This window comes from Candidatus Ulvibacter alkanivorans, from assembly GCF_003333325.1.
In the GTDB taxonomy this organism is placed as follows: domain Bacteria; phylum Bacteroidota; class Bacteroidia; order Flavobacteriales; family Flavobacteriaceae; genus Ulvibacter_A; species Ulvibacter_A alkanivorans.
Window position 1 is genome coordinate 76,764 of sequence record NZ_QOLC01000051.1, and the last position, 19,356, is coordinate 96,119.

Consider the following 19,356-nt stretch of genomic DNA (forward strand, 5'->3'; position numbering starts at 1 on the left):
TCGTTTACTAGGACGAAAATACAAATTTGAGTGCGGAACTTATGAAGATAAGCGAAAAAAAAATCATGCTATGGGCTGCTGTATTGGCAGCCACGACCATTGCTATAGGAGCTTTTGGAGCCCATGCGTTAGAACGTTTGGTTCCGGAAGATGCTGTAGCAAGTTTTGAGACCGGCGTGCGTTATCAAATGTACCACGCATTAGCATTGCTCGTAGTTGGAGTTGCTTCGCACATCTCGGTAGCCACCAAAAAATGGGTGTTCTTTTTCTTTGTCTTCGGAATACTATTATTTTCAGGATCTATCTATATATTGTCGTTAAAAACCGTGCTACCCTTTTCTCCTACTTTTTTAGGTCCGGTGACACCAATAGGGGGATTGTTGTTTATAGTAGGCTGGATACGATTGGCCTACGGATTGTTAACAAATAAGCGATAGAATTAAGGTTTTTTAACGGTGCTATCTATTTCAGATTTATTATTTTTGTGTCGCAACTATTAAAACAAGTTATGGTCGATAAAAACCAAACTGCGAAAACGATTTCAGTAGAGAACTACGGGATCAAGAATGCCACGGTTAAATACCAACTCTCCTCTCAAGAATTACACAACGAAACCCTTCAAAAAGGACAAGGAAAAGAAGCCAGCAGCGGTGCTCTTGCGGTTCATACCGGCGAGTTTACAGGCCGTTCTCCTAAAGATAGGTTTATTGTTAAAGACGATGTAACTCGAGATAAAGTGTGGTGGGGGAATATCAACATTCCCTTTCCTACCAATATGTTCGACGATCTTTACGACAAAGTTGTCGATTACTTAAGTGGAAAAGAAATTTATGTTCGCGATAGTTATGCCTGTGCCGACGATGACTATCGTTTAAACATTAGAGTGATCAATGAGTATCCTTGGTCGAATATGTTCGCGCATAATATGTTCCTACGTCCGACCGAAGCTGAATTAGCAAGTTTCGATCCGGAATGGACCATTATAAACGCGCCGGGCTTTATGGCCAACCCTGAAGTGGACGGAACACGTCAACATAACTTCGCGATTCTTAATTTCACTAAAAAAATCGCCTTGATCGGCGGTACAGGGTATACCGGTGAAATTAAAAAGGGAATCTTTTCAGCACTTAATTTTATACTACCTGTCGATAAGAACACTATGCCTATGCATTGTTCTGCAAATGTTGGTGAGAATGGAGAAACTGCTATTTTCTTCGGATTATCGGGAACCGGGAAAACAACATTGTCTGCAGACCCGAATCGTAAATTAATTGGTGATGATGAGCATGGGTGGACTAAAGACAATACCATTTTCAACTTTGAAGGAGGATGCTACGCCAAGGTGATCAATCTTTCCGAAGAGAACGAGCCGGATATCTATAAGGCTATAAAGCCGGGAGCTATCTTGGAGAATGTGATCATGGATGAAGATGGCAATGTAGATTTTGAAGATACTTCTATTACACAAAATACCCGAGTAAGTTACCCAATCTACCACATCGATAACATTCAAGAACCATCGATAGGGAAGAACCCAAAGAATATTTTCTTTTTAACTGCCGACGCGTTTGGTGTACTGCCTCCAATTTCTAAGCTTACACCGGGACAAGCGGCCTACCACTTTATTAGTGGTTATACTGCAAAAGTAGCCGGAACGGAAGAAGGGATCAATGAGCCTACACCTAGCTTTTCAGCTTGTTTTGGTGCACCATTCATGCCACTACATCCTACTAAATACGGTGAGATGTTAAGCAAGAAAATGAAAGATTCGGGGGTGAACGTTTGGTTGGTCAATACAGGATGGACCGGCGGACCTTATGGCGTTGGGAACAGAATGAAACTGAAATTTACGCGTGCCATGATTACAGCGGCACTTGAAGGGGAACTAAAGGAGGTATCCTATTTGGAACATCCGGTATTCGGACTTCAAGTACCACAATCTTGTCCAAATGTACCCGATGAGGTGTTGAACCCTAAAGATACTTGGAAGAACAAAAAAGCGTACGATATCCAAGCACAAGAATTGGCAAGCTCATTTAAAGACAACTTCAAAAAGTTTGAGGAATTTGCTAATGACGAAATATTGTCTGGAGCACCTCTTAAAGGATAGTCAATACAGATATTAATTAGAAAAAGGCTTCGTTAATCGAAGCCTTTTTTGTTGAAAATGACTTATATAAAATAGAAAAGCCATCACAGATGTGATGACTTTTCGCCCCAAATTTGATTAATACCCCCGAGGGTATCAACCTACTTATGTCCTACAAAAGTACAAAATTTATCGGTTGTTACTAAATTTAATTGTAAATACTGTACAACCTTATTATTTTCTAACGTGTCGTAAATTATTTGTTTTCAGTTTTTTATAACCAAAGTATAATATATACGCGTAACATGCTACTAATAAAAAGAGTGCGATCTTAAATCCGGCAACATCGCTAAAATATCCGTATAGAGGAGGAACGATTGCCCCACCCACAATGGCCATACACAAGAGTCCCGAGGCTTGTGGTTTTAAATCGCCCAGCCCTTCCAATGTGAGCGTAAAAATGGTTGGGAACATGATAGAATTGAACAAGCCCACACCTAAAATAGAAAGCATCGCTGTTAGTCCGTTTGTGTTCATCGAGATTAGAAGTAATGAGATGGCTAATAATGCAAAGGCTCCCAATACTTTAGCCGGAGCTAGGATCTTGGTTAAATAGGCTCCTATAAAGCGTCCTATCATTGCGCCTCCCCAATAAAATAGCACGAAGATGCCAACTAATGATTTAGGGTCGGAAGTTGAAAATTCTAATGTAAAGAAGGACGCAATGTTATTCGCAATGGTCATCATACTGCTATTTTCCGTAATAACGGCTGCCATGTTCATATCCATAAAGTACAAAACTAAATAGCTGCCTATGGCAACTTCGGCACCTACATATACAAAGATTCCGAAGAAACCCATCAAAGCGAACTTATTCTTCAATAAGCTGCCGTAACCACCTTTTGGTGCTTCTTGTAATAGCTTCGGAAGCTGTATAAATAGAAAGAGTAGCGCCAATAATCCAATAAAGGCAGCAATAAATAGAAATGGTTTTTGAACCGTGGCTGCTTCAGCAACAAAATAAGCCATCCTGTCGGCATCAGAAAGTACCGAAAGCTCTTCCGAAGTCATTATAGTATCACTCAACAAGAACACAGCACCAATCACCGGAGCAATGGTAGTTCCCAAGGAGTTAAATGCCTGCGACAAATTAAGTCGACTCGAAGCGCCGGCCTCTGTGCCTAAAACTGCGACGTACGGATTTGCCGCTACTTGTAAAACCGTTATCCCGGCCGCCAAAGTGAAATAGCCCAAAAGGAACACCCAAAATAAGCGATAGGACGCAGCCGGATAGAATAGCAAACATCCAATTGCCATGGTCGTTAACCCTAAAATAATGCCTTTTTTGTATCCAATCTTACTTAGTAAGGAACCCGCAGGCAGGGAGAATACGAAGAATGCGATAAAGAAGGCAAACTGCACCAATCCCGATTGAAAATTTGAAAGTTCAAAAACATCTTTTAATCTGGGAATTAAACTGTCTACCAAAACGGTGATAAATCCCCATAAAAAAAAGAGGACAGTGACGATAATAAATGCAGAACGATACCCTTTAGAAGTTGACATAGGCGGGATTATGATTTTTTATAGAAGTCGACGGCCACATTCTCATTCTTTCCGTCTTGATAGCGCATCATGGTAAACCCTTCGTGTATACAATAGGCACCGGTTTCACCTGCTTTGTTCATCGCGATATAGGCGACTTGAAAATCTTTGTAGCGATCATTTTTTTTAACGATGCGGTGTACAGCTTCTTCGCAAGCTTCTTGAGGCGACATTCCATTTCGCATTAATTCGACGATCAAGAAACTACCCACTGTTTTTAAAACCTCTTCTCCCATTCCTGTAGCCACGGCGCCACCTATTTCATTGTCTAGAAAAAGTCCGCTTCCTATGATGGGGGAATCGCCTACGCGTCCCTTCATTTTGTAGGAGAGACCGCTGGTGGTGCAAGCACCGGCGATGTCGCCGTTACCGTCCATAGTAAGCATACCAATAGTATCGTGATTTTCAATATTTATTAACGGTTTGTATTCGCTGGTCTTTAGCCATTCCTGCCAAGCTTCTTTAGATGCTTCGGTGAGCAGGTTTTCTTTTTCGAATCCGTTCGCTAAGGCAAATTCTTCCGCGCCTTCACCGGCTAGGATCACATGAGGCGTTTCTTCCATGACTTTGCGAGCCAATGCAGCTACATTGGTAATATGTGCTACACACAATACAGCCCCACAATCACCACTAGGGTCCATTACACAAGCATCAAGTGTAACATTACCTTCACGATCTGGGGCGCCCCCTTTACCCACGGTGGTGTTTTTTAGGTTTTCTTCCTCTACACTTACTCCTTTAATGGCAGCATCTAGGGCAGGATCACCATTTTTTAACGCAATACCAGCTGCTTCATTGGCTTTTGTAAAACCCCAGGTACATATAGCAATGGGTGTCGGTTTTTCTGTGTTTTTCATGGTGTCGACAGGGTTTTCTTTTGAATTTGCTTCGGAAGTTGATGAGGTATTATTACAAGCTAAAACTGTTGTGCCGGCTACCACGCCTAAACCGGAAAGCGATGCATTTTGAATAAAGGTTCTTCGTTTCATAGCTTAGTTGATTTCGATTTCGTCTATAAAGATCCATGCTGTACCGTCGTAAGGGGCTCCCAAATGCCAATCGGGAAGGTCTCCTAAGTTTTTCGCTATGATCTTTATATAGCGATACGGAGTCGTTGGTTGATCAAATTGTATCGTTTTAATACGTGTTTCTTCGGAAGGGGTTTCTGCTGCTATGCTACGTTCTCCCAATAGGGTAAAATTGGTGCCGTCATTAGAGACCAAACATTGTACTTGAGTAGGGTAGAAGATCCAGCTTCGCTGATCTTGCAAGAAATTAACGGCTATCGAGTTAATAGTTTTCGTAGTACCTAGATCTACTGTTGCGATCACATCGGTGTCTTGATATCCTTGCCAAGCACCGGTCCTAAAATCCTTCGCACCGCGAATTCCATCGATCAAGGCATCGTTCCCCCCACCGTTGTACTGATTGGCGTAGTTGGTTTCAAGAGATATACTTAGATTGGGATCGATCTTATAGAATTGAGTGCTAATCTCTGCACTTTTTGTATCCTCTTTTTTCGCAAACACGGTTAATTCGGCAGTTTCAGTAATAGTGATAGGCGATTCATATTTTTTGAATTCTGAATTATCTATGCTGTAAAAAATATCGGTCGCTGCAGTTGCAACAGCCAACGTTACTTTGGTTGTTTCCTTAAATGCCACTTCGCCGGAAGCAATATATGGAGCAGGAACAATTGTGTGATCTACAATGGCTGTTACCGGTTCTTCTCCTTCCGAAGTACCCCAAGAACTAGGTGAATGGGTCATAAAGAACTCCAAGGTCCCACCTTCCATTATTTCTGAATGTTCTAGATACGTTCGGGACAATTCGCTGCCATTAAGTTCGACCTTTTCGATATAATGGTTGGCATTAGAACGGTTATGGGCGACTATTGTAAACTGGGCTCCATTCTCCAAATTGATAGTGGCACGGTCTAGTAACGGACTTCCAATGATGTACTGGTTGCTTCCCGGTGTGACAGGATAAAAGCCCATGGCACTAAATACATACCAAGCGCTCATTTGTCCGCAATCCTCATTACCGCTAATTCCGTCGGGTTCGTTGGTATAAAGTTCGGTAAGAATTTGATGTACTTTTTCCTGTGTTTTATGCGGTTTGTTTACAAAGTTATAAAGATACGCCATGTGATGACTAGGTTCGTTCCCATGTGCGTATTGGCCTATTAGACCCGTAATATCTGCCTGATCACGACCAGAAGTTTGTGTTGCGGCGGTAAATAAGGTATCTAAATGCTCTTCCAATTTATCTTTTCCGCCCATAAGCGACATTAGTCCGCTAATATCCTGCGGAACGTACAAGCTGTATTGCCAGGCATTGGCTTCGGTATAATTAAAATTTACCTCATAAGGATCAAATGGTGCAAACCAAGTGTTTCTAAATCGGCCTCGCATAAACTTGGTTTCAGGATCGTAACTATTCTTGTAATATTGAGCTCTTTCAGAAAAAAGTCGGTAATCTTCATGCTGCCCCATTTCCTTGGCCATGGCCGCAATGGTCCAGTCGTCGTACGCGTATTCTAAGGTCTTAGAAACCGACTCGCTTTCCTCTTCTACCGGGATGTATCCAAATTTTTTGTAGGACGCTAGTCCTAAGTGCTGCTGCATGGCACTGTGTTTCATGGCGTTTAATGCTTTGTTTGCATCGTAAGACCTAATGCCTTTTAGGTACGCATCGGCGATCACAGGCACCGCATGATAACCAATCATGCAACCTGTATAATTGGCAGATAGGTCCCAAATAGGCATAATACCACCCTCATCATACTTAGCCAAGAAAGTGTTTATAAAATCGTTGGTTCGTTCGGTTTCGATGATCGTATACAATGGATGCGCTGCGCGATAGGTATCCCATAAAGAAAAGACAGTATAGTAGTCAAACGCAGTGGTGGAATGTACTTCCAAGTCCATGCCTCTATAGCGTCCATCCACATCTTGATACAAGTTTGGCGCCAACATAGTATGATACAAGGAAGTGTAAAAATTGATCTTGTCATCGTTAGATTGGGTTTCAACAATGATCTTTTCGAGTTGTCGTTCCCAGCTATTTTCGGCGGCTATTTTTAACTGCTCGAACGAACTATCTCCAATTTCTTCTTCTCTGTTTTTTTTAGCTCCTGCTTCGTCAACCGCCGAGATACCGATACTAACGTAAATAGGCTCGTTAGTCGGGTTGTCGAAAAGAAGACCTATTTTGGTAGTTTCTTCAGAAAAGGTTTGAGTGTTTTGCCCAAGTATAGTAAATGGTTTCGATGTCTTTAAATTAAAATAGAGTTGCTGTTCTTTGGCCCAAGCATCAGAAAAACGATAGCCTTGAACTTCGGTGTTAGACACTAGGGTGATGTTATGCTGAAGCAGCTTATCTCGATGTTCTAGGTCTAAGATCACAATTTGATTGTCGGCAGAGGGGTACACATACTTGTGTATACCGGCCCTTTTGGTAACGGTGAGGCCAACTTCAATATGGGTCGAATCTAAAGTGACTCCGTAGAATCCCGGCGTAGCAATTTCGTTATCGTGAGAAAAATGGGCGCGATATCCTTGCTTGCCATCTGCGCCATTATTGAATAACAAAGCATTGGTGGGCATTAATAAGATATCACCATAATCACTAACCCCGGTACCACTTAAATGCGTATGCGAAAAACCATAGATGTACGAATCGCTATAATGATATCCGCTGCATCCATCCCAACCATCTAGTCTAGTGTCCGGACTTAATTGCATCATTCCAAATGGAAGCGTTGCTCCCGGATAGGTATGTCCGTGGCCACCTGTACCTATAAACGGATTTACAAAGGATGTAAGTGATTTATCTTTTTGAGCAGGTTCTAGCCTTTGTTTTTCTGAACAACCTAGTAAAAGACCGAACAGTACTAACAAAACAAGGGTGTTTCTCATAATCTAAAAGTGAGCTCAAAAGATACAAAAACCGTTAAATAAAAGTGAATGTGGCCTACAACTTTTTAAAACCCCCTATCTTTAAAACCGTCAAAAATTTACCTGAATGCTTCGTTGGATCATTTTTATTGTTATTTATATTTTAGTAGACGTATATGCGTTTCAAGCGGTACGTTCCTTAACACGTAATAGTTGGTTACATGGCCTATATGTGTTAGTCTCCGTAGGGATTTTAGCCTTGTTCATTTATCAACTTAGTTATGGAAGCTCGCGTACAATGACACCGGAACGAATGTATATTTTCGGACTGTTCCTAGCTGTATTTATTCCGAAGCTAATACTCATCATTTTTATGTTTGGGGAAGATATTATTCGATTGTTCGTTGGGGTGTTCTCTAAATTAGCAGGCAGCGATGAAGGCTTCTATGTGCCATCTCGGAGGAAGTTTATTAGTACCATTGCGCTTGGTGTCGCGGCCATTCCTTTCGCCTCCTTGTTGTACGGCATGTATAAAGGAAAGTATAATTACAAAGTTTTAAGTTATGCGTTAGCGTTTGATGATCTGCCGGAGGAATTCGACGGATTTACACTTACGCAAATAAGTGATATCCATAGTGGAAGTTTTGATAATGCAAAAAAAATAGAATACGCTGTAGATCTTATCAACGAACAAAAAAGTGACATTATAGTATTTACGGGAGACCTCGTTAATAATGTAGCCGACGAGATGAACGATTGGAAAGCGCTCTTCGGAAGCTTACGCGCAAAAAACGGTGTGTATTCGGTCTTAGGGAATCACGATTATGGCGATTATGTGAATTGGGAAACAAAAGCTGAAAAAGAAGCGAATCTTTCAGCATTAAAAGACCTACAACAAGAAATGGGCTGGGACCTATTACTTAACGAGAATAGAACATTGACGCGCAATGGCGCTACCATTAAACTTATTGGCGTCGAAAACTGGGGCGCTGGAGGTTTTAAGAAAGCGGGAGATCTTGATAAAGCATGTGAGGGTGTTTCAGAAACCGATTTTAAAATTCTTATGAGTCATGATCCCTCCCATTGGAAAGAACAAGTAAAACAAGATCCTAGGAACATACAGCTCACATTAAGTGGTCATACACATGGAATGCAGTTTGGAATTGAAATTCCGGGTTGGTTCAAGTGGAGCCCGGTGAAATATAGATATGAAAATTGGGCAGGAATCTATGAGGAGTTTGGACGCTATATTAATGTAAACCGGGGCTTCGGATTTCTTGGTTACCCAGGTAGAGTGGGAATCTGGCCCGAGATCACTGTTATTAAACTGAAAAAGAAGACGAATACCGCATAATTTGTGGGAAATGCTATATTTGTAATTCCATTGTTCAAGTAACACTTTAGATAGATGTCAAAATTTGGAGAATTAATTGAAACCAAGGTTCCTGTACTGCTCGACTTTTATGCAGAATGGGATGAAGCTTGTAAGGGGATGCACCCGGTGCTACGCGATGTGGCAGCTGCCTTGGGTGATAAAGCTCGAGTAATCAAGATTGATATTGAGAAAAACAAAGAATTGGCCGAAGCGTTACGCGTAAAAGGACTCCCCACATTGATGATCTACAAAGGGGGTGAAATGAAATGGCGCCAAAGTGGTGAACAAGATGCTAATACGCTTATCGGCCTCGTTAAAGAATACGTATAACACCTCGTTATCCATAAATCCCTAAGGTTTAGGCATTTTATTTTAAAGCTGTGTCGAGAGCGACCTCATAGTCTTCTCGCAATCAGAGGGTTGTAGGAAATTCTTACACTTTAACACTATTTAGCCCTGATTTCTTCGACAAAAGTTGTATTTTTTAGATTAAATGTATTTATTTCGCACAAATTTTAATCTCACAAAAACAGCTATGAAAAAAATACTCCCCTCACAATCAGTGCCTAATATGGCGGTGCTCTTGGTTGTTAGTTTATTTCTTATCTCTTTTTCTACATTCGCTCAAGTAGGTATTGGAACAACAACACCAGACGCCTCATCAGTTTTAGATGTTTCATCTAACACCCAAGGGTTATTAGCACCAAGAATGTCTACTACCGATAGGACCAATATTTCGTCACCGGCCGAAGGATTGCTAGTCTTCGATACCGATGAAGATGCTTTCTTTTATTACGATACTACTTCTGGTTCTTGGATCGAAATGATCGCTAGTAAAGAAACTCGCGATAATTTTGTACTCGTTAAAAGTGAAGCCGACTTCCCGACGCCTTCAGGAGGTGTTATCACCTTAGACCCAAATACCTATTATGAGATCAATGGTCTTGTCACATTAAGTAACCCTATTAACTTAAATGACGCATATCTAGCCGGGCTAGACGCTAATGAAGATATACTGTTCTCTGCTGGAACCGTCTTTTCGGGCAACATGGGAGGAAGTATACGTAACATTACCATCGCCGGAGGCGGTACAGCGTTTAATATCACCGGTGGTTCCTCACTTTTATTGCAAAACACCATAGTTAGCGGAATGGCTAATGTAGGGACTATTTCTAATGTCGGACTCTATTTTTCAAACATAGTGCAGTATGTAGGCAATACGAATGGGATTACCTATAATAATATTGGTAGTTTACTTTTGAGCAACCAAGGCTGGTTTGGGAATAACGCAGGAACCTTCGAAACTTTTACCGGTTCGTTCGATCTTATTCAAAAGGTAAGTGGATTTAGTACTGTAAACGGTTCGGCTGTTGGTATAGATGTAAGTAACAATCCGGCTGTGACCGATGGTGTGATCATTGGTACCGCGTTCTCCGGTACTAGTACCACATTTATCGATAAATACACCACCAACACCTACCCGGGCTACAGTTTTACTAATAAATGGACGGTAGACTGCCCCGGTATCTCTAAAGAAAGTGATGACGATGCCACAGGAAATGTATATTATACCGCTGCTTCAGTTTATACAATTAGTAACAACAACGCGGCCAAAGTACAAGTAACAACAACGCCTACACGAATGCTTAGAACCTCTACCGATAACGGTTCCGGGGCGATGAGTAATCGATTGGTGTATGAAGGGTCTAAAACGCGTAATTTCATTGTAAATGCCGCACTTTCGTATACGGCCACAGGTGGAAGTCAATTCCGGTTTTCTATTTTTAAGAACGGTGTTGAGGTTCCGGGAACGAGTGTACTAATAAACACTTTGGTCACTAACCAAAACCAATCGGTAGCGATCTTAGGAACGGTAGACCTTAAGCCGAACGATTATATAGAAGTGTATGTTCAAAAAACATCTTCAGGAAACGAGAGTTTCTTAATACAGTCTTTTAGTATGTTGCTTATGTAGTACCTAGAGGCAGACAGCGTCCCATTGCTGCGACCCAATATAACTTAAAACCTTCGGTAATGTGTACTGAAGGTTTTTTTGTGCTTTTAGACTATCGTGAAAGACGATGATACTTCCGGGTTTAATGTAATTTTTTACATTCTCAAGACATTGTGCTTCGGAAACTTTTGTGCTGTAATCCATCGATAGTACATCCCACATTATGACCTGATACCCGTTTTTCCGAAGTAAAGAAACTTGCGCACTTGTAATTTTACCGTATGGCGGACGAAAAAGTTTAGTGGTATCTGAAGGCTTTAGATTGTCATTTGCTTGTATTACTTCTTTAAAAGTAGCTTCCGCTTTGTTTACATCTTCTAAATATGTATGGTTCTTCGTGTCCCAACCTTTAAGATGATGATATGTATGGTTTCCAATGCTATGGCCTTCAGAAATAATACGCGAAAAAAGTGCAGGTTGTTTCCGCACATTATCTCCAATACAAAAGAAGGTCGCTTTGGCATCCCATTCTTTGAGCTGATCCAGCACCCAAGGAGTGACTTCGGGTATGGGGCCGTCATCGAAAGTGAGATAGACCTTGTTCTCATTATTAGGAAGCGCCCATGTCACTTTAGGAAATAATCGTTGCAGTGCTTTGGGCGGGTGTACCAATAATTTTTTCAAGACATTTTTATTGTTCTAATTCAACATTTACATTGTCTTGAGCCACCGTGTCGAGTGGAAGATCGACATCGGGTTCTTCGATGACCTCTCTATCGAGGTCCATACCTTCATCGGGTGAATAGAAGTGTCTAAACAATTTTAAATAGTCATTGAACTTAGCAGCTTCGGCACGTGCGTATTCTTCAGAATCCATTACAATTAAGATGTCCACAAGACCGCGATAGCGTTCCATATCGCTAATAATTTCATCGGCAATTTCATACTGCTTTTGTACTTTCATACCGCTGTAGTACAACAGGTGTTCCTGATAGATTTGAGAAACTTCTTCATACAAGGCTCTTGCTTTTTCATTTTTACCGATCTCGTAATACCCTAATACGTATGGCTCTAACAACGAATAGAATGAGAAATACTTCACCGGCATTTTTTCCATGGCGAGATCGAAAACCTGTTCGGCCTTATCGTTCTTGCCTTCATTAATTAGTTTTTCTGCCAAACGAGCGAGATTGCTACGGTAGGTAATACCGTTTCTTCGCGTTTCTATATCGTGGTAAATATCCGGGCTACCGCTATTACCCCAATCCCAATTCATTACGATCTCAAACATTTTATCGCTATCCACACGTCCCATATCAAATGGGTTTCGTTGGTCTACAGGAGTTCTAATAGGTACGAGTTTATAAGTGACACCATCGAGTTGAAGATAATCCTTCATCCATAGATAGTCATCATCCCCAAATGCACCTCCACTAAAATATATGGGTCGCTCCCAGTTGTTGTTCGCGATCACGTCCAACATCGCCATTCGATTCTTGTACAAGATATTGCCGTTCAGTGTAATATCGATATACGGTACGATCTTGTCTGCATCCTTTTCAGGGACGATTCCGTTTCTAAGTACTGCTTCTTTATCTACTGGGATTCGTATCACTTTAGAAGGGAACGTATGTGCCATCTGACCGCTTTCAAGCTCTACTTGCGTAACTGGGCTGTCATTGGCCACCCAGTTCATCCAGGTCTTAATATCGATAGTGTCCTGTTTTGTTTGCTGATAGAAAAGGAAATCCCGAGTTCCGAAGGTATACTTATCGTGGGTTAATTGCATAGGCAACGGGTCGCTGTCGTACTGTTTGGTCTTCATATCATCGATATACCAATCGGTTTGGAACAAACTTGTATTTACAATACGAACGTCTTGTCGATAGCCTTCAATTCCTTGTGCATACCAAAGTGCAAACGTATCATTATCTCCAATGGTAAAGAGGATGGCGTTTTCATCTACCGAATCCAGATACATTTTTCCCATCGAATTTGCGGTATATCGGTTCGACCTGTCGTGATCGTCCCAATTTTGGGTCGCCAATAGCACTGGAGCGGCTAAGGTAGTTGCCGCCATAACAATAGGTAGGGCTAACTTGGGCTTTATGTACTCCTTTAGCATTTCGTACAGCGCATACACCCCAAAACCTATCCACATGGCAAACACATAGAAAGATCCAACCAAGGCATAATCCCGTTCTCGCGGTTCGAACGGACGCTCATTTAGATAAATTTTTAATGCCAAACCTGTAAATAAGAAGAAGACCAGCAACACCCAAAAATTCTTAGGATCGTTCTTAAAATGAAACACCAATCCTATGATACCAATAATTAGTGGTAGCATATAATAGGTATTGCGAGCTTTGTTGTTTTCTATATCGCTGGGTAGGTTTTCTTGAGACCCTAATCGTAGGCTGTCTAAGAAATTGATCCCACTAAGCCAATTACCGTGCAGATCGGTATACTGCCCTTGAATATCGTCTTGTCGCCCGGCAAAGTTCCACATAAAATAGCGCCAATACATATATCCAAATTGGTATTCGAACATAAACTTAATGTTCTGTGCGAAGGAAGGTTTCTGAATATCTAAATACAGCCCAAAATTCTTTAAAAAGGCATCGTAATCCTCTCCACTAACCAACCCCTCTTCGTAGGCCTGTTTAAACTTTGCGACCTCTTCCATCAAGCGAGGTTCACTTCTGTAATCGCTTTTTACAGAGAATTCTAAGCCATTGGTAAACTCTAAATAATTTGCGTTGTTCTCTATACTCCACATACGAGGCAAAAATGCTTTATGAGCGTCATCGGTATTCTGACTCGCATTTTTGTAATCGTTAACTATTACATATTTACCGGTTTTCTCGTCTTGCTCGTATTTTGGTTTGTCGTCCTTATAAGGGTTGTCCGGATCTAATCCTGCGTAGGCTTCGGTGAACAACGGTCCGTAGAATAAGTGTGTTTCAGGATATTGCTCTCGGTTGTAATAGGCGAGAAGTTCGCGTGCATTGTTTGGATTGTTCTCATTAATCACCGTACCTGCGTTAGCTCTTATGGGTAACATTAACCAGCTCGAAAAACCAATAAAAATAAAGAGGATGCACAGAATCAAGGTGTTGAATTGTGCATAACCACGCTTACGTGTGTAGCGTAAACCGTAATAGAACAAGGCAATAAAGACAAGACCGGCGATAATGGTACCCGAATTGAACGGCAACCCAATACTATTAATGAAAAAGATTTCCGAAGCACTAAAGAACTTCATGGTCATTGGCAGTAATAGCTTGAAAATGAAAAGCAAGATGGCAACCACGACCACATTCGCCACTATAAAATTTTTGAAGGTCACCGTTTTGTAATTCTTGAAGAAATACAAAAAGCCCATGGCCGGTATGGTAAGCAATCCCATAAAGTGAATTCCAAACGATAAACCGATAATAAAAGCTATTAAGATCACCCATCTATTGCCACGCGGATTGTTCATATCTCGTTCCCAACGCAAGGCGGCGTAGAACAAAACTGCCATCATAAAGGCGGCGGCGGCATATACCTCGGCCTCAACCGCATTAAACCAAAAACTATCGGTAAACGTAAAGGCTAACGATCCAACGGCAGCGCTACCCAAGATGGCCACGGCATTGTTGGTGTTGAGTTCTTGATTTTTGGCAACTAGGTTTCGCAGTAAGATGGTTAACGACCAAAACATAAACAGGATCGTAAATGCGCTGGCAAAAACAGACATGAGGTTAATCGTTAGTGCAATATTGGTTGGTTCCATTGCGAAAATGGAGAAAAAAGCACCAAGTAACTGATAAAGAGGCGCTCCCGGCGGGTGCCCAACTTCCAAATTACTGGAAGTAGTGATGTATTCTCCCGCATCCCAGAAGCTTGCAGTAGGTTCTACTGTGAGCCAATACGTTAGTAAAGCGATGGCAAAAACCGACCAGCCTAGGATATTATTCCATCTTGAAAAGTTAAAAGAACCCATATAAATGTCTTATTTTGGTAGTGCGAATTTAATAATAATATGTGGAGTCTGGCTATGAAATATTGCTAACGTATAATTTTAAAGAGTAGTATCTTATAAAAAGCCTTAAATTAGCATAGTTGTATTTTTTGCCGAAAAATGTTTGTACAACAGAAACTTTGTTTTAAATTTGCACCCGCATTATAGTATTGGCCTATGGTGTAACTGGCAACACGTCTGGTTTTGGTCCAGAAGAGTCTAGGTTCGAGCCCTAGTAGGCCAACAACATTGAAATCCCGATCCTTATCCGATCGGGATTTTTGTTTTATATGGTTACCACTTGTCCCTCATGGCCTACGGGACTGTAGGTGCCCGATTCAAAAAAGTTGTAATTTTTTAGACAACTTTTTTGAATCGGGCGTTCCCCACACTTTATCCCGATTGTACATTTTTTGAATCTGTGGTTCCTCGCTGCTTTTCCAAGTTGAGTTTTTTTGTATTGCTAAAGGTTGGGTTCGATGGTCCCTAATTCCCGAAGACTTTTTTGAATCGGGCGTTCCCCACCTACAATCTCGATCCTGCGTTTTACTTAGACCTTTGGGTCCGCGGTGCAATTGCCATTCAATTATTGTTATTTGTTGCTAAGATGGGTGGTAGTTCGTTATCAGGATCCGATTGCTTTTTGTCTGGGCGATCCCCGCTTTCGGCGGGTCGGGTCTTCGCTACTCGCTCTGCCGTTTACTTCCGGCAGGAGCTTATACAGGCCGCTCAACCCCTATCGCGCTTGACTGGCTATCAAAATTCTAAATATGGGTGCTAGGTGTTGTCCTTATTTGCAGCCTGCTCGAGATCGATCACATGAGCCACTGTTTTTACCAAACGGTGGTGATTCTTAACAAATGGATTGGATTGGTCCCATACATAGCCCGCCAAGACAGCACAGATCTGTCGTTTGATCTCCGGATTGCTATTGGATTGAAAAAATATTTTCTGAAGATTCCCGGTATACCATTCTGCTACATAGGTGCCGAAAACAGTTATTCCTTCTTTGATATAACCGCTATACTCCTTTTCCCAGTCTACCGTTATGCCTTGTAATTCTTTGGTAATAAGTTTCGCTGCCAACAAGCCCGATTCGGTGGCAAAGGTCACTCCGGACGAAAATACCGGATCTAAGAATTCGGCACTATTGCCGGTTAAAGCATAGCCATTGCCGTACAATTGTTTCACCGACTTCGAATAATTTTGAATCACCTTTGGCTCAAATAAAAAGTCCAACGCTTCAAAGCGGTCGTGATAGTGATTGGACATTTTTAACAGGGATCGTAATTTTTCCGAAGCACTTTCCGAAGTAGCCATAATAACATCCGTAGGGCCTACAAACCCTATGCTGGTAATTCCATTCGAAAAAGGAATCACCCATAACCAGGTATCGTCGGTAACCACATCGAAAGTGATCAAGGTGCCTTCGGTACCTTCAGGGCGTTCGGGTTCTTTTACATGGGTAAATATAGAACTGTGTTTAGGAAGACTCGAAGGGGCATTCAGATCAAGCATGCGAGGCAGCACCCTTCCGAAGCCACTGGCATCGATAATAAATGTAGAATGAATGGTTCGAGTAGTACCTTTTTCGTCTAAAACGGTAGTTGTAGAACTTCCATCTTCAGCAAATACAACATCGACCACTTCTGTATTAAAGTGAATATCCACACCTTTGGCTTGTAGGGTGTCGGTTAGTGTTTTATCGAAATGAGCTCTGGGAACTTGCCAGGTCCAATCCCAACCTTGCGTGTATTTGTCGCTAAAATCGAAATGGCACACCACATCTTTTTTAATAAATCGGGCGCCTCGCTTGACCTCGTATTGTTGGGCCTTTAGACTGTCTAACAACCCTACTTCTTCAAAATGGTCCATACAACGTGGTAACAAACTTTCGCCTATCACAAAACGAGGAAATACCGATTTTTCGACGACAGCTATCTCAATACCGTGGTTGTGTAGATACGCCGCAGCAACGCAGCCCGAAGGACCGGCTCCTATAATTAGCACATCGATTTTTAGATCTTTGTTCCGATTCAAAATAAAGCTGCTGAATTTATGTTAAATTTGCCATTCAAAATAACTACTTTACTTTTAGTTATAAATTATAAATTGCCAAAACTTTTTAGAAAACAACATACATGCTAAAAGACAAGGGGAACTTACAATTAGAAGATTTTTATGAAGTTGTTTTCAATAACGCCCAAGTCACTATTCCTTCAGAAGTCCTCAAAACAGTACAAGAGAGTTTCGATTTCCTAACAAGATTTTCAGAAAATAAGATCATTTACGGTGTCAACACAGGTTTTGGGCCTATGGCACAATACAAGATCGAAGACGCCAAACGTATCGAACTGCAATACAATTTAATTCGAAGCCACTCGTCGGGAAGTGGTAACCCAATACCGGCTAGCTATGTAAAAGCGGCTATGTTGGCACGATTAAATACACTAAGCATTGGTAATTCGGGTGTGCATACCTCTGTGATCGAGCTCATGACACAATTGATAAACCGAAATATTATTCCGGTGGTCTATGAGCATGGCGGAGTGGGAGCCAGTGGTGATCTTGTACAATTGGCGCATATCTCTTTGGTGTTAATTGGCGAAGGAGAAGTTTACTATAAAGGCGAACAACGAAAGACAAAAGCTGTTTTCGAAGAAGAAGGACTTAATCCTATCACCATCGCATTGCGCGAAGGCTTGGCATTGATGAATGGAACTTCCGTAATGAGTGGAGTAGGGATCGTTAATGTAATTCGTACGCGTAAATTATTACATTGGATGGTTTCTTGCGCTTCGGCAATCAATGAAATAGTGAAAGCCTACGACGACCATTTGTCGGCACCCTTGAATCAGGCGAAAAAACATTTGGGCCAACGGCAAATCGCACAAATGATGCGCGAGCATCTGGCCGACAGCAAACTAACTAGAAAGCGCGAGCATCACCTGTACAAAGATGTGGGTGATCATGCCGTATTTGAAGAGAAAGTTCAAGAATATTACTCGCTGCGCTGTGTTCCTCAAATTTTGGGTCCGGTGTTAGATACCCTAAACAATGTAGAAAAGATCTTGATCGAAGAAGTAAACTCTGCCAACGATAATCCTATTGTCGACATAGCGTCACAACAGGTATATCACGGCGGAAACTTCCACGGTGATTACGTCTCATTAGAAATGGATAAGCTTAAATTAGTGGTGACTAAAATGAGCGTGCTTGCCGAACGACAACTTAATTACTTGCTAAATCCGAAACTGAACGATATACTCCCTCCATTTGTAAATCTGGGCGAATTAGGATTAAATTTCGGTATGCAAGGGGTACAATTTACGGCAACTTCAACAACAGCCGAAAATCAGATGTTGTCAAATTCGATGTATGTGCATAGCATTCCAAATAATAACGACAATCAGGATGTGGTGAGCATGGGTGCCAATGCCGCACTCATTACAAAAAAGGTCATCGAGAATGCTTTTGAAGTTGTCGCAATAGAATTAATTACCATTACGCAAGCCATTGAATACTTAAAGGTCCAAGACAAGGTGTCTTCAAAGACCAAGCTCATGTACGACCAAATTCGCGAATTGGTGCCGGTACTTAAGAAAGATGTGGTCATGTATCGGTATGTCGCCAAGGTAAAGGCGTTTATTATGGCTTCGGAAAGATAACGATTCAAACTATGAAATACGCATTAGTTACAGGCGGTTCTAGAGGTATAGGTCGAGCAATTTGTGTTCAAATCGCAAAGGACACCTCTTATCATGTCCTTATCAATTACAACAAGAACAAAGAGGCTGCATTAGAAACGTTGGCTGCGGTAAAATCGGTTGGAGGCTCCGGGAGCCTGCTGGCCTTCGATGTAAGTGATGCTAGTTCGGTAGAAAAGGCGTTAAACGATTTTGAACAACAGCAGCCGGAGGCGATCATAGAAGTGTTGGTAAACAATGCCGGGCTAACCAAAGACGGACTCTTTGTTTGGATGCCTTCCGAAGATTGGCACAGTGTGATCGATACCAGTCTGCATGGTTTTTACCATGTAACACGTCAGCTTTTAGAAAAGATGGTGTTAAATCGCTTCGGAAGAATTGTAAATCTGGTTTCTGTTTCGGGATTAAAAGGAACCGCCGGACAAGCAAATTATGCTGCGGCCAAAGCCGGAGTTATTGGTGCAACGAAATCATTAGCCCAAGAAGTGGCCAAACGCAAGGTTACAGTAAATGCGGTTGCACCCGGATTTATCGCTACCGATATGACTGCTTCCATAAATGAAAAAGACGCAAAGAAACTCATTCCGGCAAACCGTTTTGGAACCGCCGAAGAAGTGGCTCATCTAGTATCCTTCTTGGTTTCAGAAAAGGCATCCTACATCACCGGTGAGGTGATAAATATTAACGGCGGACTCTATTCGTAACGAAGTTTCCGAAGTCA

General features: G+C 41.7%; 13 protein-coding genes and 1 tRNA gene. 8 read left to right on the forward strand and 6 right to left on the reverse strand.

Going from position 1 to position 19,356, the window contains the following annotated elements; translation table 11 throughout:
* Positions 1-41: 41 nt before the first annotated feature.
* Both DWA30_RS03655 and pckA read left to right on the forward strand, forming a co-directional pair.
* Positions 42-437 carry a DUF423 domain-containing protein gene (locus DWA30_RS03655; protein WP_114491218.1) on the forward strand — a complete coding sequence of 132 codons (396 nt, stop codon included), beginning with the start codon at positions 42-44 and terminating at the stop codon, positions 435-437.
* 71 nt (positions 438-508) lie between these two features.
* Positions 509-2,110 carry a phosphoenolpyruvate carboxykinase (ATP) gene (pckA, locus tag DWA30_RS03660; RefSeq protein WP_114491184.1) on the forward strand — a complete coding sequence of 534 codons (1,602 nt, stop codon included), beginning with the start codon at positions 509-511 and terminating at the stop codon, positions 2,108-2,110.
* A gap of 213 nt (positions 2,111-2,323) precedes the next feature.
* Here the strand turns inward: pckA and DWA30_RS03665 are convergent, their stop codons facing one another.
* The 3 genes from DWA30_RS03665 to DWA30_RS03675 are packed head-to-tail and all read right to left on the reverse strand — an operon-like array spanning position 2,324 to position 7,614.
* Entirely contained in the window at positions 2,324-3,655 is a 1,332-nt protein-coding gene (locus tag DWA30_RS03665) for a sugar MFS transporter (RefSeq protein ID WP_114491185.1), read from the reverse strand.
* Positions 3,656-3,663: 8 nt separating this feature from the next.
* Positions 3,664-4,683 (reverse strand): isoaspartyl peptidase/L-asparaginase family protein, encoded by a 1,020-nt coding sequence (locus tag DWA30_RS03670; protein ID WP_114491186.1) that lies wholly within the window; start codon positions 4,681-4,683, stop codon positions 3,664-3,666.
* Positions 4,684-4,686: 3 nt separating this feature from the next.
* On the reverse strand, positions 4,687-7,614 hold the full coding sequence (locus DWA30_RS03675; protein ID WP_114491187.1) for a GH92 family glycosyl hydrolase: 2,928 nt from the start codon (positions 7,612-7,614) through the stop codon (positions 4,687-4,689).
* Positions 7,615-7,720: 106 nt separating this feature from the next.
* Here DWA30_RS03675 and DWA30_RS03680 point away from each other — a divergent pair, with 106 nt between their 5' ends.
* From DWA30_RS03680 to DWA30_RS03690, 3 genes are all read left to right on the forward strand, one after another.
* Positions 7,721-8,947 (forward strand): metallophosphoesterase, encoded by a 1,227-nt coding sequence (locus tag DWA30_RS03680; protein ID WP_114491188.1) that lies wholly within the window; start codon positions 7,721-7,723, stop codon positions 8,945-8,947.
* Positions 8,948-9,001: 54 nt separating this feature from the next.
* Complete coding sequence (locus tag DWA30_RS03685; protein WP_114491189.1) at positions 9,002-9,298, forward strand: thioredoxin family protein; 297 nt, start codon at positions 9,002-9,004, stop codon at positions 9,296-9,298.
* A gap of 205 nt (positions 9,299-9,503) precedes the next feature.
* Positions 9,504-10,943 (forward strand): phage tail-like protein, encoded by a 1,440-nt coding sequence (locus tag DWA30_RS03690; protein WP_245933857.1) that lies wholly within the window; start codon positions 9,504-9,506, stop codon positions 10,941-10,943.
* A gap of 3 nt (positions 10,944-10,946) precedes the next feature.
* Here the strand turns inward: DWA30_RS03690 and DWA30_RS03695 are convergent, their stop codons facing one another.
* Together DWA30_RS03695 and DWA30_RS03700 are read right to left on the reverse strand one after the other, a co-directional pair.
* Entirely contained in the window at positions 10,947-11,606 is a 660-nt protein-coding gene (locus tag DWA30_RS03695) for a polysaccharide deacetylase family protein (RefSeq protein WP_114491190.1), read from the reverse strand.
* Positions 11,607-11,613: 7 nt separating this feature from the next.
* Positions 11,614-14,910: a glycosyltransferase family 117 protein gene (locus DWA30_RS03700; RefSeq protein WP_114491191.1), complete on the reverse strand. Its 3,297-nt coding sequence runs from the start codon at positions 14,908-14,910 to the stop codon at positions 11,614-11,616.
* Positions 14,911-15,099: 189 nt separating this feature from the next.
* On the opposite strand from DWA30_RS03700, the gene DWA30_RS03705 reads away from it, so the two are divergent.
* A tRNA-Gln gene (locus DWA30_RS03705) sits at positions 15,100-15,172 on the forward strand.
* 533 nt (positions 15,173-15,705) lie between these two features.
* Here DWA30_RS03705 and DWA30_RS03710 read toward each other — a convergent pair.
* Positions 15,706-16,968 carry an NAD(P)/FAD-dependent oxidoreductase gene (locus DWA30_RS03710; RefSeq protein ID WP_114491192.1) on the reverse strand — a complete coding sequence of 421 codons (1,263 nt, stop codon included), beginning with the start codon at positions 16,966-16,968 and terminating at the stop codon, positions 15,706-15,708.
* 101 nt (positions 16,969-17,069) lie between these two features.
* Between DWA30_RS03710 and flxA the strand changes: the two genes are divergently transcribed.
* Positions 17,070-18,596 carry a flexirubin biosynthesis tyrosine ammonia-lyase FlxA gene (gene flxA / locus DWA30_RS03715; protein ID WP_114491193.1) on the forward strand — a complete coding sequence of 509 codons (1,527 nt, stop codon included), beginning with the start codon at positions 17,070-17,072 and terminating at the stop codon, positions 18,594-18,596.
* Between the two features lie 11 nt (positions 18,597-18,607).
* Positions 18,608-19,339: a flexirubin biosynthesis SDR family reductase FlxB gene (gene flxB, locus DWA30_RS03720; RefSeq protein WP_114491194.1), complete on the forward strand. Its 732-nt coding sequence runs from the start codon at positions 18,608-18,610 to the stop codon at positions 19,337-19,339.
* Positions 19,340-19,356: the final 17 nt, after the last annotated feature.

Coding starts and splice junctions, on each gene's coding strand:
- DWA30_RS03700 (WP_114491191.1), bottom strand. CDS start 14,910: ATGGGTTCTTTTAACTTTTCAAGATGGAATAATATCCTAGGCTGGTCG.
- pckA (WP_114491184.1), top strand. CDS start 509: ATGGTCGATAAAAACCAAACTGCGAAAACGATTTCAGTAGAGAACTAC.
- DWA30_RS03655 (WP_114491218.1), top strand. CDS start 42: ATGAAGATAAGCGAAAAAAAAATCATGCTATGGGCTGCTGTATTGGCA.
- DWA30_RS03675 (WP_114491187.1), bottom strand. CDS start 7,614: ATGAGAAACACCCTTGTTTTGTTAGTACTGTTCGGTCTTTTACTAGGT.
- DWA30_RS03665 (WP_114491185.1), bottom strand. CDS start 3,655: ATGTCAACTTCTAAAGGGTATCGTTCTGCATTTATTATCGTCACTGTC.
- DWA30_RS03685 (WP_114491189.1), top strand. CDS start 9,002: ATGTCAAAATTTGGAGAATTAATTGAAACCAAGGTTCCTGTACTGCTC.
- flxA (WP_114491193.1), top strand. CDS start 17,070: ATGCTAAAAGACAAGGGGAACTTACAATTAGAAGATTTTTATGAAGTT.
- DWA30_RS03680 (WP_114491188.1), top strand. CDS start 7,721: ATGCTTCGTTGGATCATTTTTATTGTTATTTATATTTTAGTAGACGTA.
- DWA30_RS03690 (WP_245933857.1), top strand. CDS start 9,504: ATGAAAAAAATACTCCCCTCACAATCAGTGCCTAATATGGCGGTGCTC.
- DWA30_RS03670 (WP_114491186.1), bottom strand. CDS start 4,683: ATGAAACGAAGAACCTTTATTCAAAATGCATCGCTTTCCGGTTTAGGC.
- flxB (WP_114491194.1), top strand. CDS start 18,608: ATGAAATACGCATTAGTTACAGGCGGTTCTAGAGGTATAGGTCGAGCA.